Annotated in this window: 11 protein-coding genes and 3 pseudogenes; 5 read left to right on the top strand and 9 right to left on the bottom strand. The window is 34.7% G+C overall.

Annotated elements, in window-relative coordinates:
* Positions 1-8: 8 nt before the first annotated feature.
* From CaldiYA01_RS01485 to CaldiYA01_RS01475, 3 genes are all read right to left on the bottom strand, one after another.
* Positions 9-449, bottom strand: coding sequence for a transcriptional repressor (locus CaldiYA01_RS01485; RefSeq protein WP_207180628.1), 441 nt, complete (start codon positions 447-449; stop codon positions 9-11).
* A 128-nt stretch (positions 450-577) separates the two neighbouring features.
* Positions 578-805, bottom strand: coding sequence for a hypothetical protein (locus tag CaldiYA01_RS01480; RefSeq protein WP_207180625.1), 228 nt, complete (start codon positions 803-805; stop codon positions 578-580).
* A 206-nt stretch (positions 806-1,011) separates the two neighbouring features.
* Complete coding sequence (locus CaldiYA01_RS01475) at positions 1,012-1,800, bottom strand: Mrp/NBP35 family ATP-binding protein (RefSeq protein WP_207180623.1); 789 nt, start codon at positions 1,798-1,800, stop codon at positions 1,012-1,014.
* Between the two features lie 183 nt (positions 1,801-1,983).
* Between CaldiYA01_RS01475 and CaldiYA01_RS01470 the strand changes: the two genes are divergently transcribed.
* From CaldiYA01_RS01470 to CaldiYA01_RS01460, 3 genes and pseudogenes are all read left to right on the top strand, one after another.
* Positions 1,984-2,355: a CBS domain-containing protein gene (locus CaldiYA01_RS01470; RefSeq protein ID WP_207180621.1), complete on the top strand. Its 372-nt coding sequence runs from the start codon at positions 1,984-1,986 to the stop codon at positions 2,353-2,355.
* A gap of 73 nt (positions 2,356-2,428) precedes the next feature.
* Positions 2,429-3,193 carry a tRNA (adenine-N1)-methyltransferase gene (locus CaldiYA01_RS01465; protein ID WP_207180619.1) on the top strand — a complete coding sequence of 255 codons (765 nt, stop codon included), beginning with the start codon at positions 2,429-2,431 and terminating at the stop codon, positions 3,191-3,193.
* A gap of 178 nt (positions 3,194-3,371) precedes the next feature.
* Positions 3,372-3,914, top strand: a pseudogene (locus tag CaldiYA01_RS01460) (IS607 family transposase).
* A 324-nt stretch (positions 3,915-4,238) separates the two neighbouring features.
* Here CaldiYA01_RS01460 and CaldiYA01_RS01455 read toward each other — a convergent pair.
* The 6 genes from CaldiYA01_RS01455 to CaldiYA01_RS01430 form a co-directional block, all read right to left on the bottom strand.
* Positions 4,239-5,216, bottom strand: coding sequence for an Rpn family recombination-promoting nuclease/putative transposase (locus CaldiYA01_RS01455; protein WP_207180617.1), 978 nt, complete (start codon positions 5,214-5,216; stop codon positions 4,239-4,241).
* Between the two features lie 153 nt (positions 5,217-5,369).
* Entirely contained in the window at positions 5,370-8,531 is a 3,162-nt protein-coding gene (locus CaldiYA01_RS01450; protein ID WP_207180615.1) for an S-layer homology domain-containing protein, read from the bottom strand.
* Between the two features lie 21 nt (positions 8,532-8,552).
* Positions 8,553-9,731 (bottom strand): ABC transporter permease, encoded by a 1,179-nt coding sequence (locus tag CaldiYA01_RS01445; protein ID WP_207180613.1) that lies wholly within the window; start codon positions 9,729-9,731, stop codon positions 8,553-8,555.
* 12 nt (positions 9,732-9,743) lie between these two features.
* Entirely contained in the window at positions 9,744-10,412 is a 669-nt protein-coding gene (locus CaldiYA01_RS01440) for an ABC transporter ATP-binding protein (protein ID WP_207180611.1), read from the bottom strand.
* Positions 10,413-10,449: 37 nt separating this feature from the next.
* Positions 10,450-12,414 carry an efflux RND transporter periplasmic adaptor subunit gene (locus CaldiYA01_RS01435; protein ID WP_207180609.1) on the bottom strand — a complete coding sequence of 655 codons (1,965 nt, stop codon included), beginning with the start codon at positions 12,412-12,414 and terminating at the stop codon, positions 10,450-10,452.
* Between the two features lie 35 nt (positions 12,415-12,449).
* Complete coding sequence (locus CaldiYA01_RS01430) at positions 12,450-13,280, bottom strand: hypothetical protein (RefSeq protein WP_238480571.1); 831 nt, start codon at positions 13,278-13,280, stop codon at positions 12,450-12,452.
* 239 nt (positions 13,281-13,519) lie between these two features.
* Here CaldiYA01_RS01430 and CaldiYA01_RS01425 point away from each other — a divergent pair.
* Positions 13,520-14,747: pseudogene (locus CaldiYA01_RS01425) on the top strand (IS256 family transposase).
* 426 nt (positions 14,748-15,173) lie between these two features.
* Positions 15,174-15,397 (top strand): annotated as a pseudogene (locus tag CaldiYA01_RS12525) (transposase family protein); the annotation flags it as partial.
* Between the last annotated feature and the right edge of the window lie 300 nt (positions 15,398-15,697).

The raw sequence follows: 15,697 nt of genomic DNA, 5'->3' as shown, positions 1-15,697 counted from the left end.
TTTAAGATTTAACTGACTGCTGTTTTAGTATATACTGAAAATTGGTTACATATTCCTCGAAATTCAAGTATCACAAACTCACTTTTGAAATTATACAAAGCCTCAATTGCCTGAGCTATATTTTCAATATCTTTCTTATCCAATTCTAACCGATAGACATTTCTGCACTTCTCGCAAATTAAAAAGGCAAAAAGTAGAATCTTTTTTGAATCTTTTTTAAACAAAGCTAAATAATGGTCTTTTCCTACCTGAAAAGAGATAATTTCCCCTTTTCTTAATAGTCTATTTATTCCTCTGTAAATAGTAACCAAGCTAACATGTTTTCCTAAGCTTTCAATCAAATCCTTTTTCTTAGCAACACCTGAGTTACTGCTGAGAAATTGAAGAATCAGATTATTTATTTCTCTATTCTTTATTCTTCTTTTTTTGTTTTTAAGCATACTCTTCATAACAACCCACCAAATTTGAGTAGCAGGCTTAATCTTATTAAAGATAATTTCGGTTTAACAAATTGGGGGCACATAACATATAAAAATATTCTGCTGTGCCCCCTTCTATGAAGTTTCTTTAAGTTCCTTTACTCTTGCTTTTGTTCATTATCTTTTAGAAGCTTATCAATTAGCTTCAGTCTTTGCTCTAAAACTTGTTTTTCAAACTCCAAAGCATCCTTGACATAAGGCGCGTAAGAAGTGCTACCTAAGAGAGCCCATTTGCAAATTCCAAGGCCTCTGCCAAAACCAAAACCGCCACCAAAACCTCTTGCACAGCCTCTTCCATAAAATCCTGGTCCAAAACCCCAAGGCATCGTTTTTCACCTCCAAAACCATTTTTATTTTTGTTATTGGCATATGCTAATTATAATTATACTCTGTTTTTGGCATATGTCAATAACTTTTTTGAAAAATTTTTACCCTTGCTTTTCACAAGGGTAATAATTCTACCAAAAAAGAAATTATTGTCCTGTCCCAGAAATTTTGCAGTTCTATAATACAAAAGTTGTCAAAAATTTTCTTATCCTTCTACAACGTCCCTTTTTAAAACCTCTATACAGGAATCCAAATACAAATTCCTTGCTTTTTCAATTCCGCCCTCATCACAAAGTTTTGTCAATTCTGTATCTATTGGAATTCGCCCTAAAATCCTCAAATCCAACTGCTCAGCCACATCTTCTAATTTACTTTTTCCAAAAATATCAAATTCTTTTCCACAATGAGGACATATTACATAACTCATATTTTCAATAATACCTATAATTGATATATCCATTTGCTTTGCCATGTTATAAGCCTTTTTGACTATCAAAGAAACAAGGTCTTGAGGCGATGTTACAATAATGATTCCGTCAATCGGCAAAGATTGAAAAACTGTGAGTGCAACATCACCTGTCCCAGGGGGCATGTCAATAAAAAGATAATCTAAAACACCCCAGCCAACCTCTGTCCAAAACTGCTCTATTGTTTTTGCAATGAGTGGTCCTCTCCAAATCACTGGAGCATCTTCTTTATTCAAAAGTAAATTCATTGACATAATTTTTATATCATTGTGAGTTCTCACAGGATAGATTGCCTTTGAGTCTGACTCAATCTTAGCACCACTTACACCAAACATCTTTGGGATAGATGGTCCGGTAATATCCGCATCAAGGATTCCAACTTCATAACCTTCTCTTCTCAGACCCACGGCAAGTAAAGATGTAACCAAACTTTTTCCCACTCCGCCCTTGCCGCTGACAATAGCATACATCTTCTTTACATCTGTAAATTCATTTTTGGGAATTGAGTGCATTGTATTTTGTCTCAATTTTTCTCTCTCCCTTATTCGTTTTTCTCTTTATTTTACTCGTGTTTTTGGCATATGTCAATAATAAATGTTGCCTCTTTTTATAAGGTAAATTTTTTGTGTTTCGAAATTAATTTGGGTATATAATAAATAGCAGGATAAAAAATTTCAGTAAATTAAATATCGATTTTGGAGGAGAAAAAAGTGCTTACAAACATTATTAACCATGATTTTATAAAACTTTTGCCGACTGATACAGTCAAATTTGCACTTGAACAGATGCAAAAAAGGAAAAAGAGCGTTGCAGTTGTGGTCGATGAGAATGACTTTCTTAAAGGAATCATTGTAAAAGCAGATATTTACAGGTTTTTGAGCCAGCCAGGCCATTTTGAAACATACCCTGTTGAGCTTGCTATGACAAAAGCTGTTATTACAGCTGACAAAGATGATGATATTAAAGATGTTGCAAAACTCCTGCGTCAGCATGATATTTCTGCTGTCCCTGTTCTTGATAATGGCAAGGTAGTTGGTCTTGTTGGACTTGAGGATATAGTTGATTATTTTATAAAGATGTAGTATTAAATATTTTCAGAGGTTATTGCAAAGTTAAAAGCAAAATATTGTTATATTGTGCTAAAGGAGGCAAAGAATGGAGCAATTGTTTGATACAAAGAGAGTTATCATTGGTCCAGAAGGGTTCAAAAAAGTTGTTGACATATCAGTGCCAAAAAGAGTTAATCTTCCGACAGGGTATATTGAGACTGGTGAACTTGCAAAAATTTTGCCTGGCGGAAGCTTTTTTGCAAATGATGTTGAATACTATGTTTTTCCTTGTGACACTTTTGATTATGTTATGCACTTTTTGAAAAGACACACACAGATAGTCTATCCAAAAGACGGAGCATATATTCTAATGAAGCTTGATATACACCCTGGAAAAAGAGTAGGCGAGGCTGGGACAGGCTCTGGTGCATTTACGCTTTATCTTTCGATGGCGGTTGGTCCAGAGGGAAAAGTGTATACATATGAACAAAGAGAAGAGTTTTTCAAAATGGCTGAGAAGAACATAAAAAATTTTTCAAAATTTGACAATGTGGTTATGCACAACAAATCAATAGTAGAAGGAATTGAAGAGAAGGACTTGGATGCATTCTTTTTAGATATCCGAGAACCTGAAGAAGCAATTAGCGCTGTGAGAGAGGCTTTAAAACCTGCAGGACACTTAGGGATTCTTGTTCCAACAACAAATCAAGTGTCAGAGACGCTTGTTGCACTGCAAAATTACAGGTTTTATGTCTCAGAAGTTGTTGAAATAATGATGCGTCAGTACAAGCCAGTGCCAGAGCGCCTGCGACCCGATGATAGAATGATAGGGCATACCGCTTATATGATTTTTGCAAGGAAGATTTTGTAATGAAGAGTCAGGCAAAATAAAGCTTTTTGACATAGCAATCCAACAATATTATAGCGATGAAAGTTTACGTAATATGGTGGCAAAAATTAATAAATGGTTTAAAACAAATTAAAATCTTAGATAAAATATATTTGCCTGGCTTCTAAATTGTGCCATAGTATTTATGGGTGATATAAATATGAAAGCAAAAGAAGTTCTTGAATTATTAAAAATATCAAGACCAACCCTAACTAAGTATGTAAAAGAAGGGAAAATAAAAGTAACGGTTATGCCAAATGGATTTTATGATTACAACTATTTATGCAAGGGTTTCAACTCCAAAACTAAAGAGGGATTTAGAAAATCAAATTGAATTATTAAAACAGTTTTGTTTTAATAGTGGCTATAAAATACACGGAGTATTCTCTGAACAAGCATGGGGAATTAGCTTTGAAAAAAGAAATGAATTTTTTAAAATGCCCGATAGATATTCTTGCAGGTAAGGTACAAAGGGTTGTTATAGCCTATAAAGATTAGGTTGAGCAGAGTGGGATTTGAATTGTTTAAACGCTTATTTAGAAAATTTAGCACTGAAATAGTTGTTGTATCGGAAGTTGGAAGCAAGAAGCTTGATTCTCAGGAAATAATTGAAGAAATTATAAGTTTGCTCTACTGTTACAGTATGAAATTTTATAGCAAAAGAAAAATTCAAAAAATAAGGTATGACAATAAAGGTATTTGATAACCTTGTTTTGGATGTTAATGAAATATTTAGCGTGATAAAATAAGATGTAAAAAAATAGAAGGGGACTTTCCTAAGCTAAGCTGCTGTTCAATCCGGAAAGTCCCTTTTGTTGATTTAATCTGCATGATCTTTTAAAATCTCAACCTTTCAAAAGTTTCATGAACTTTGAAGGTGCATCTTTGAAGTATGAGATGTAAAGCTCGAGGGTGGTCTTGTTGGTTTCATTGAGTATTTTATCTCTTTAACACCGCGGACAACTTCATTTTAAATAGGAAGTTTGGAACATCACTAAATCATTCATCTATAAACCACTTTCTATTTTTAATTTGTAATCTCTTTTCGAAGCTTTCTTATCTCATCAATTTCAAGCTCGGTAAGCTCTGCTATTTCATCATCACTATACCCTTTTTGAATAAGCTTTTTTGCCATTTCAACCTTGGCTCTGTATATCCCCTGCTGAATCCCTTGCTGAATCCCTTGCTGAATCCCTTGCTGAATTCCCATATTAAACTCTTTTGTCTTTGTCTCATCAAGAAGCCTTGCAACATTGGATACAAAATCACCCATTTTACCTACACCCCCTTCTTTTATCCTTTCTACTATCTTGTCATACTCTGCCTTGAGTTCCTCTGCAAGTCTTGGCCGTATAATATAATGTGCCCAGTTTATAAATCGGTCAATATTTCCTCTGCTCAAACTCTTTAAATTTGCTTCTATTTCGTATAGCCTCTTCACAAGTTCATTTTTATCTTCTCTTACCTGCTCTAAATAGAAAACTATCGGACCGAGTATATCTTCTTGTTTTTTCAAAAACTTTTTCATATCAAGCTCTATAATATCAACCACCCGGTATTTAAATACATCATCCCTGAATATATCAAAAGCCTCCATTAAGTTTGTTGAAATATTCCATCTTTTGTCAATTCCGTTATAAACAACTATCGGTATAATTGCAGGCAAAACTTCTACTCCTTTTCTTATCTCTTGCGCCCATAAGCTTATCATGTATTTTAATATTCTAAGTGGCATATCCCTTTTTACTGTAGACTGATTCTCTATCAATATGTAAAAATACACTTCCCGTTCACTCAACCTTGCTTTTGCAATGATATCAGCTTCAACTTGCATAAAATCTTGTGTTACATAGTTTGTTTTTACCAACTCAATTGAATCTTTATCTATCATCTCTGCCCATTTGTACTTTAGTATATCTTTTACTAAAAGAAGTATATCCTTTTTCTCTTCAAATAAAAATTTAAATGTGGAATCATGTTCTTTAGGAGGCAAATTTTTGCTCAAAACATTTGCTCCTTTCAATTTTTAGATTTTTTGCTTCAAGCTAATTTTATTGTTCAATTATAATTATACCACAAATTCTCTATTTTGTCTTAAGAAAAAAGGCCGCCTTCGATATCGAATTGGCAGCCTTTTGAAAGCTGTTTTTCAATTCAGCTATGGATTTACCATTGCAACAACCTTGCCATCGTAGCCTAAAAGAAGATATACTCTTTGCCCTGTTTTGAATGTATCTGACAAAATCCATGAACTGTCACAGTTTTCGCTTATATCATATGTCTTTTCAACAAGTTTCCCTGTTGTTGGATCAAATACATTTGCAACAATAGCTTTAGGTGTAAACCTTGTAGGTTGATAACTTTTTAGATAACCGTCAACTTTGTTGTCCACTATCAGAATATAACTATTTCTTCCCCATATATCCTTTACTTCATAGACCACATTATATTTTTGAATATAGCTATAATCTACAACATCTCCATCTTTTATAAATTTCTTACTGCCACTTATATCCAAATCCCCAACCTTCAGTGTCATGTACGTCTGTTCACCTGCAATGTATGGCTTGCTGTATATAGGGTCAAATATTACGCAGTAGTCATAACCTTTTTTCTTTGTGGATAGCCCAAACACGAGCGATGTTGACAGCTGAAGCTTGTTTATTGCTGTCGAATAATCAACCTTTGAGCCATTGTAGTAGTATGTTATGTTCTGAGGCAATGTTATATCAAGTTGATTACCACCCTTGTCAACTGTCACTTTATTTGAAATAGCAGAAAGCACTGCCATACCTTCGGTTGAATTCAGCTTCTTGTACACAAGGGTTATTTGATTATCCTGGTCGATGTAAAGCCCATATTTTGCACCAAGTTCTAAATTCACATTCTGGTTTTCTGGTAACGTTAAAATTCCCTGGTCTGTTAAAATTTCATTTACATCAAGTCCTTTTGTAGTTGAATACGTCCCCAAAATCACTGTCTCTACATATTTTCCATAGCTGTCGTAGTATGGGTCTTGAATTATTGCATACTCATACGAATTTCCTGCTGTGTTGTATCCAAAATAAATCTTTTGCCCTGATTTTATTATGTTTTTCAAACTATTGTAGTCAACCTTACTTCCATTGTAATAATAAACAGGTTTTTGTGGCAGGAAAGTAGAGCTGTTTGTGCTGCCTTTTTTGAGAACAATATTTGTATCACTTATAACATCTGTAACCTCAGCTATATCAACGCTGTTGAGCTTTTTTACAACCTTTGTAATTGTATCGTCTTTGATATATACCCCATATTTTGCACCAATTGTAAGCTTGCCTGCTGTGGACTTTACCGCGTATATCCCTTTGTCTGTTAAAACCTCGTTTGCAGATAACTTATCAGATACAACTGCATCTGCCAGAACAATAACCTCAGTATATGCACCGTATTCAGATGAATATGGGTCTTGAAGAACAATATACTCGCAAGTTTTCCCATCATTTGAGTATCCATAATAGATTTTTTGACCTGATTTTAACACGTTTTTCAGATCACTGTAGCTAATTTTATTGCCGTTATAGTAGTAAACAGGTTTTTGTGGCAGGATTATGTTCTCCTGGCCTTTTAATGATTTCAACTTTACATTTGTATCACTAACAATATCTGTTATTTCATACTGTAAAACATCATTTAATTTCCCAACGACAAGAGTTATTTTATCATCTTTTACATATACACCATACTTACAGCCAATCTCCAATTTAAACTTTGCATCAGATAGATAATATATTCCTTTGTCTGTTAGTACCTGATTATTTTCAAGAGCAGGGTTTAAAAGTGCATTCTGAAGAATAATAACCTCTTGATATAATCCATATTTTGTCGAATATGGATCCTGAATTATATATGCTGAAATATTCCCTGTCAATAAATCCTTTGAAACGTACAATAGCTGATTTTTTTTCAGTACTTTTGTTATATTGTCAAAATTCTGTTTAGCACCTTGATAATATATCAAAGGTTTTGCTGAAAGCTGTAAGGTTATATTCTTTCCATCTTTCTGGCATAAAAGTTGTGTTCCATCAATGTTCTGTATGGTATATTTTTCAGCACTCCACAGTTTTGTTATGACTTTTGTAATTGTATCATCTTTTATATACACGCCATATCTTTCGCCTATCTTTAAATCATCAACTTTTATTCCCTGTGCTAAATTTAATATACCCTTGTCTGTCTGAATTTGATTCTTATCAAGTATATCTGAAGTATCTGGATTAGCAACAACAAGTACTTCGTCATAATTACCAAATATATCTTGTGAATATACATTATTTATAACAACATAATCAATCTTGCTTTTGTCAAATGAATATACAAAACTTAACTTTTGTCCGGGTTTAATGCTATTTACAGCCGTGTCAATGTTCTGTTTTGTTCCTGACAGATAGTATATTGCAGATACCGGCAGTACAATAGATTTTAGTTTTGAACCTTCTTGATAATATACTTTATTTCCGTTTACCCTTACAACTGTCACCTGAAAACTATCTGTCTCCTGACCATACACCTTTGTAATTTTGCCGTCTTCAATCTTCACCATATACCTTTTTCCACTGTCAAATACAGTACTGGTCGTATTTGTTATAACACCAGAGTCTGTCAGTATCTCATTGGGAAGCAACATCGAATTTGTCTTTTGAATGTCAAGCACAAGGATGGATTTGAAAAGTCCAGTCACTTCTGAATATTTCTGATTACTACCCTTTGGGCTTAAATCCAAAAGTAAAGACAGCATTCTTGCAAATGCCCAGCGCGGAACATACGATGTTGCTGAAAGATTAATCCCTTTTGTAATCCCAAGTTCATTTGCCTTATCTATATAATTTTGTGGCCACGTTCCAGCCAAGTCCTGGTCTGTATATCCTAAAAGCCTTAAAAGAGCTGTTACTACCTGCGAAAATGTTGCATTATTTTGCGGATGAAAGTTGCCATCTGGCATAGGACTTAAATATTTTTTCTTAACAGCCCATACAGCATATCCGCAAAGATTTGTGTTTGGTTTTACATCACCAAAAAGAGCATACTTCTTTTGTGATAGTGATTCATCCACAGAATTCGAAATTTTAACTATCGCCTCTGCAAGTTCAGCCCTTGTAATAGGCTGAGCGGGCTTAAAATAGTCCTTGTATATCAAAATACCAAGCTTGTTGAGCCTATCTAAGTCTTTAGCATAACCTGAATTTTGAGAAACATCCTTGTACGCCGCAAATACGCTGAGATTTATAATACTTGTCACAATAAAACTAAATATAAAAACTGCTATTAAAAATCTTTTTTTCATATTCATTTTCACCCTCCAAGCTTATTCGTATCTTAACGCTTCTATCGGATTTAGTTTTGATGCTTTTGAAGCAGGGAACAGCCCAAAAATAATTCCTATGCCTACTGCAATACCAAGTGCAAGTATTGCCCACGGTAGTGAAAAGACCGATGTTAATATGTTAAGTCTGTTTAGTAGCACAGTTGTCAAAAAACCCAGTATAATTCCAATAATTCCACCAAGTCCTGTCACAACTGACGCTTCTATTAAAAACTGAACAAGTATATTTCTTCTTTTTGCACCAATTGCTTTTCTTATCCCAATCTCGCGTGTCCTTTCTGTCACGGATACAAGCATTATATTCATGATGCCAATACCACCAACAATTAAAGAAATGGCTGCAATACCAGCAAGCATGAGTGTAAGTGTCTGTGTCACTGTATTTAAAGTATCAAGAAGCTGGGCAGTATTGAACACCCTGTATGATGTTGTGTCTTGATATATCCTGTACAAAAAATCATTTAGATATTGCATCACTGTATCACTTTTGTTTGGATCAGTCACTTTAAGAGCAAAGTTTCTGAGCCTTGCATCATGTGCAATTCTTTGAGCAACTGTAACAGGTACAATTATCTGGTCATCGTCAGACTGTTCCTGTGAATTTGATCTTTCTTGCAAAATTCCAACAACTGTGAACACCTGTCCATTTATCTTTATTTTCTGCCCGACAGGATTCTGACCTGAATAAAGTTCTTTAACTATATATGTTCCAACAAGTGCCACTTTCTGGCGTTTGTCTACATCTATCGGCAAAATAAACCTTCCTGCTGAAACATTTATATCCCTGACGGTTGAATAGTCTGCCGTGGTTCCAATCATTGTGGTGTCATGCGTCTGTGTTCCAACCTTAACAGTGACCGATGACTGAAGAGTTGGTGCCATTGCTTCAATGTCGTCTTGATGTTCATCTACAAAGGCTTGTAGCTGTTCATATGTAACATTTCTGTTACTTCCACGACCTGTGATATTTATCTGTATTAAATTTGTTCCCAGTTGCTGAAGTCTGTCTGTTATACTTTTTGTGCTCCCCTGACCTATCCCAACAACCGCAATCACAGCCCAGATACCTATGACAACACCGAGCATTGTCAAAAATGACCTCAACTTATTTGACAAAATACTTTTAATTGCCATCCTGAAAGCTAATATAAACTGTGCCAAATCTTAGCTCACCTACCTATCTTCTATTATTTGCCCATCTTGAATCCTAACAATACGTCTTGCCTGCTGTGCAATTGAATTGTCATGTGTAATAAGAACAATTGTGCTGCCCTGAGAATGTAATTGTTTAAAGATAGACATTATCTCAGCACCCGATTTTGAATCAAGATTCCCCGTTGGCTCATCAGCAAGTATTATAGAAGGATCTGTCACAAGCGCTCTTGCAATGGCAACTTTTTGTTGCTGACCACCTGATAGCTGGCGAGGTCTGTGATGGATCCTATCTGACAGCCCAACTCTTTCTAATGCTTCTTTTGCAAGTTTGTGCCTTTTTGAAGCAGGCATTCCTTTGTATATGAGTGGAAGTTCTACATTTTCCAAAGCTGTTAGTTGAGGTATTAAATTGAATTGCTGAAATACAAAACCTATTTTGCTATTTCTGATTTCTGCAAGCTGGTTATCTGAAAGTTTGTTTACTTCTTTGCCATCCAGAATGTATGTGCCTGATGTTGGTGTGTCAAGACAACCAATTATGTTCATAAGCGTTGATTTACCTGAGCCTGAAGGACCTAGTATCGCTACAAACTCATTTTTTTCTATTCTCAGTGTCACACCATTTAAAGCATACACATCTGTATCTCCCATCTTGTAGATCTTGTATATATCATAAAGCTCTATCATTCTTATATACCACCTTTTTCACTGCTTTTAAAGAATACTATCTATTTAGATTACCTGCCTGACCAGAAGATTGACTGCTCTGTGATGACGAACCTGTGCTGCTTTGAGTCGAACTTCTATTTTGTCTGAACTGTCTGAACTCGCCAGGTCCACCACCACCAAAACCACCAAACCCGCCAAACATATTAAATCCCTGTTGACTCTGTGTATTTGTGGATGTAGACGATGTTGCAAGCGGTGGTAAAATCACAATATCGCCTTCATTTAGACCACTAACAATTTCTATATACTGGTCGTTGTTTATTCCAACTTCAACAGACCTCAAAACAGAACCCTTGTAGTAGCTATTTTCAAGAAGTCTTTCAACTCGTCTTGAACGCTGGGTATTTAAACCATTTTGTTGTTGAGAATTTGAACTTTGAACCTGACTCTGAGAACTCTGGGTAGAATTAAATCTTGAACCGAACCTACTCATAAGTGAGTTATTCGATAAACTCTCATTTTGCTGCCAAGAACTTTCCTGATTTTGAATGTGGTCGGATGTAGATGATGACGTTTTGACAAATACAAAATATCTATTGCCAAACTTCTGAACAGCTTCAAGCGGAACACGCAAAACATCCTGTTTCTGGTCAACTATAATCTCTGCGTTTGCATTCATGCCAATCTTGAGGTCTTTAGGATTTTCAATTGAAATTGTAACTGGATATGTTGTAACACCATTTTGTGTTGTGCCTTCAAGCGGAATCTTTGAAACCTTCCCTGTCAGCGGGTTTGTCTGTGTCTCTGGTAGCGCATCAACTGTTATATTTACTTTTTGCCCTACTTTTATTTTAGCAATATCAAGCTCATCTATGTCAACCCTGAATTCTAAATTTTTGTCATCAAATACAGTTGCAAGTACTTCTCCTGCTTTTATATTATCACCTTTCTTGAAATTTATATTTGTCACAATACCATCAAACGGTGCTTTGATATAGTAATTTTCAAGATTGTTCTGAGCTTCTTTTAACTGGTCCTGCAAGTTTTTGAGCTGCTGTTGATAATTTTTGAGCTGTTTTTGATAATCGTCATTTTTAAGTCTCAAAATCAATGTTCCTTTCTGAACATACTGATTATTTTTTATATTAATTACATCTACTTGGCCATCTGCTTGAGCTTTTAAAACAGCTTTTTGAGCATATTCAAGCGCTGCCGACGATACACTCATGTAATCCTGTCCATCGATTGTAACTTGTAAAGATGCTGTCATGCCCTCTTGAATAGCACCAGGGTTTTGTACCTGAGCTTCTACATCAAATACTCTGCTTCCATACTCGTTTGTGTAGATGCTATTTCCAATATATGTTATATTGCCCTGAATCGGCTGCGCTATATCTTGAATGTAAAACAGAACTGGCATTCCATCTTTTACCTTGCCATATATAGCTGCTGGAAATGATACTTTTACTTTTAATGTAGACGGATCAATAATTGTTGCAATATTTGATCCATTTGCTACTCTGTCACCAGAATTTAAATTAAAGTTTTTAACTATACCTGATATGGGAGCTGTGATTGTTAGGTTTTTTATTTGATCCTGAACATCTGATATAGAAGAGGTAATATCATCTATCTGGCTTTTGATTGAATCAACCTTATCTTTTGCATCAGTATTTTCAAGTTCAAAAATCACATCACCCTTTTTTACCCTGTCACCATCTTTGAAGTTGACAGCTGTTATTGTTGAACTGACGGTTGAGGTGAGGTCTGTACTCTGTGCAGATTCAATTGGACCTGAACCTGTGACTGTTACAGTTATATCACCACGACTTACCACTGCCGTTCTCTGTGTTTGAACATTTGAACTTTTGTTTTTGTTGGAAATATATTTATATGCACTGAACCCTGAAGCACCTGCGATTATTGCTATGACAATTACAATTGACAATACCTTTGCCCATCGCCTCGACTTTATATTTACCTTTACTTTAGAAACTTTAACATTGTTCTGATTTTCCATAAAGTGATCACATCTCCTTTCTAAAAGATTTAAAATTATTTTGATGAATAGGTTCCCACCACGACCATCCTTTTTGCAGTTGTTTTATTGCTATCTTGAAACCAGAAATATACTATATTGTTTACCTTCAGGCTTTTTAATGTAATCTTTTTCTCATTAACCTGCCCATTGTTAAATGTACTTGTTAAAATTTCGGTTGATTTTGTTATATAAATTACTTTGGTATTACTAGTAAGCTTTATTGGTAACTGTCTTTGTGAAAAACCCTGCCTCTGCCCGTTTGATGGTTTAGTGGATTGTGACCTCTGACTTTTTTGCTGATTTGCATTATTTTGCCTTTCATTTTGTGGTCTTTGTATCTGCGGCCTGTTAAATTCTACAACTATTATGGTAAGTTTGTTCGATTCTATTTTTTTGATAACGCCTATCTGATCTGGAACTCTATATGGGTCATATGTGTCTACAAGTACTATCCTTGATACGTTTGTTTTCTTTGAATCAGAAAACCATATGTAGAGGATGTCATTCGGTCTCAGGTCTTTTGGAGAAATTTTAATTTCATTTATCTGTCCATTTTCAAATAGTCTTACATACATTTGTGTTTTGTTATTAACAACTAATATTTGAATTTTGTTGGTTAGGACAACATTAACTCTTCCAAATCCTCTTTGCTGGTTTTGATTCTGTAAATTCGCAACCATTATTGTTATTTTGCTGCCAGATACGCTTTTTACAACACCGACAAGCTGAGGTGATGCCAAGTTTTGATTTGAACTTGAATAAACTCTTAGCAGCGGCTGAGAGGTCAAAAAGATAATAAGCATAATTGCTAAACTAACATATGTATTTTTCTTGTGATTCATCATTGCTTCTCGCCTCTCTGTTAAATTTATACTTTTGTTTTAAAAGTATATTAGCAAAAAATTGTGAATTAATTTTTAATTTTTTTTGAACAATTTTTAATGAGTTGTTAAATTTGCAAATGGGGAGGGTATGAGTTGAGTCTATATAATTGTGTAAAAAGGGATTGAGCCACCCCTCACCCTCTGGTTAGAATAGAAATTAAGAAGAACCAAAAACCAAATTCTTTCAGGAGGGATGAGGAATGGCTCAATACAATATTACCATAGATTCTGAAATTTTGCATTACCTTTTTACAACAGGCACAAAAGACGAGAAATTAGCCAAGTTATTAGAATCAATACTTAATCAAATTTTAGCGTATCTTGCTACTGAACAAATTAAGGCTTAAGCCTATCGAGAGGACAGAGGAAAGACAAGATTATCGTAACGGTTATTATTCAAGGAATTTAATTACCAGAGTAGGGACTTTGACTTTGAAAGTACCAAGACTGCGTAATGGTAAATTTACTACAGACCTTTTTGAACGTTATCAGCGAAGTGAACAAGCGCTTTTATTGGCATTGATGGAGATGGTGGTAAATGGGGTATCCACACGAAAGATTGAAGAAATTACTTATGAGTTATGTGGGACTGAGTTTTCAAAATCCACCATTTCAGAGCTTTGCAAAAATCTTGATCCTGTAATTGCGCAGTGGAATTCGGGGTCTTTGGAAGAAAAGAAGTTTCCTTTTGTGTAAGCCTATGCGATGGTTGTAAAGATAAGAGAAGAAGGTCGTGTTCGACAGAGAAGTCTTCTAATTGGTGTAGGTGTAAATGAAGAAGGTTACAGAGAAGTTTTGGGGGTTATGATAGGAGACAGCGAATCAGAAGAAAGCTGGGGAGAATTTTTCTCATGGTTAAAGGAAAGAGGGTTGCATGGAGTCGATTTAGTTGTTTCAGATCATCATAAAGGGCTTGTACAAGCGATTTATCGACATTTTCAAGGTGCGACCTGGCAAAGGTGTCAAACTCATTTTATGAGAAACATTCTTGACAAGACACCGAAGGGTTTACAAAAGGAACTACATGCTAAGATAAGAGCTATATTTGAAGCTCCAGATGCAAAGACAGCAAGGGTGTTGTTAAATCAAGTGTTGGAAGAGTACAAAAATAAAGCCCCAAAAGCAATGGAAGTTTTAGAAGAAGGATTTGAAGACGCGATAGCAGTTTTAGAACTTCCAGAGCCATACCGAAGGAGGCTGCGCGTAGGCTGATATGTTAGAGCGACTGAATGGAGAAATTCGTCGACGAGAAAGGGTGATAAGGTATTTGTTAGCCGAGAGTCGTGTATTCGCTTAATAGGTGCTTTATTAATGGAACAGGATGAAAGATGGCTATCTACGAGGAAGTACTTACAGATGAGAGAGTATTTTGAGTGGCAGGAAAAGGTGAAGGAAGGTGTTAGAAAAGAAATTGTTTTGATGAAATGAGCTTTTTTAAGGCTGTTAGTTTGTAAATGGGCGTAGAAGATATTTTAAGGCTTACAGGTAATAATTGGTAAATTATAATTTACAAAAAACCATATGGAATTTTATTCGACCGATTAAAATATACTAAAAAGCTTATATTCTAACCAGAGGGTATTTTACACAAAAATTTGGACTTGACCGAGGGTATGTAATGTTAAAAAATAAATAATGAGAAAATAAAATTCTCGCTTTTATAATCAACATTAATTTGGATTTTTCTGATATGTTCACAGATAGGAAAAGGTACCAAGAATGGTTGATTAATTGTGTAATTTTATTTTGAATATATCAGAAAAAACATAGCACTTATTCTGAATGCCTGCTATAATTAAAATTGTTTTTAGGTATAAAAAAAAACACACAAAAGAAAGGAGGCATCCAGAATAAGTGCTCAATCATAATTATATCACAGAACTTTTGAAATCAAAAGATATCATTCTCCACCAAGTAGTAGAAAGCAAAAGGAAGTAGAACTCCACATAAGTCAGGCGCAAAAACCTCACAAGTGTCCTAAATGTGGTAGTATCACAAGCAAGATACATGATTATCGTGTCCAAAGAGTAAAGGACATACCAATAATGGGTAAGAGAACATATTTAATTTTAAGAAAGTAAAGATATGTTTGCAAAGAATGTGGAAAGAAATTTTTTTGATATGCGACAAAGAATAACAAACAGATTAATAGTATTCATTAGATGTGATTTTTCATTATAAACTCAAGTATTGCTTTCTCTTTAAGATAGTCTCCATAACAAACAAAAATTTTCTTCATCAGATATATTTAATTTATATTCTGATTATTACCCAGAATGATCTAATTTACTTTACACAAAAATATTTAAAATCTCGGATGGTGTTTAGAAAATACCCACTTCAATTCTTGACAAATAGCCTTTAATATATTGGGTCAT

The organism is Caldicellulosiruptor diazotrophicus (assembly GCF_017347585.1).
Lineage (GTDB): Bacteria > Bacillota > Thermoanaerobacteria > Caldicellulosiruptorales > Caldicellulosiruptoraceae > Caldicellulosiruptor > Caldicellulosiruptor diazotrophicus.
This window is presented reverse-complemented; position numbering and strand designations above follow the sequence as displayed.

Excerpts from the sequence above, each read along its gene's own strand:
- CaldiYA01_RS01430 (WP_238480571.1), bottom strand. The coding sequence starts at position 13,280 with ATGATGAATCACAAGAAAAATACATATGTTAGTTTAGCAATTATGCTT.
- CaldiYA01_RS01450 (WP_207180615.1), bottom strand. The coding sequence starts at position 8,531 with ATGAAAAAAAGATTTTTAATAGCAGTTTTTATATTTAGTTTTATTGTG.
- CaldiYA01_RS01440 (WP_207180611.1), bottom strand. The coding sequence starts at position 10,412 with ATGATAGAGCTTTATGATATATACAAGATCTACAAGATGGGAGATACA.
- CaldiYA01_RS01485 (WP_207180628.1), bottom strand. The coding sequence starts at position 449 with ATGAAGAGTATGCTTAAAAACAAAAAAAGAAGAATAAAGAATAGAGAA.
- CaldiYA01_RS01480 (WP_207180625.1), bottom strand. The coding sequence starts at position 805 with ATGCCTTGGGGTTTTGGACCAGGATTTTATGGAAGAGGCTGTGCAAGA.
- CaldiYA01_RS01435 (WP_207180609.1), bottom strand. The coding sequence starts at position 12,414 with ATGGAAAATCAGAACAATGTTAAAGTTTCTAAAGTAAAGGTAAATATA.
- CaldiYA01_RS01465 (WP_207180619.1), top strand. The coding sequence starts at position 2,429 with ATGGAGCAATTGTTTGATACAAAGAGAGTTATCATTGGTCCAGAAGGG.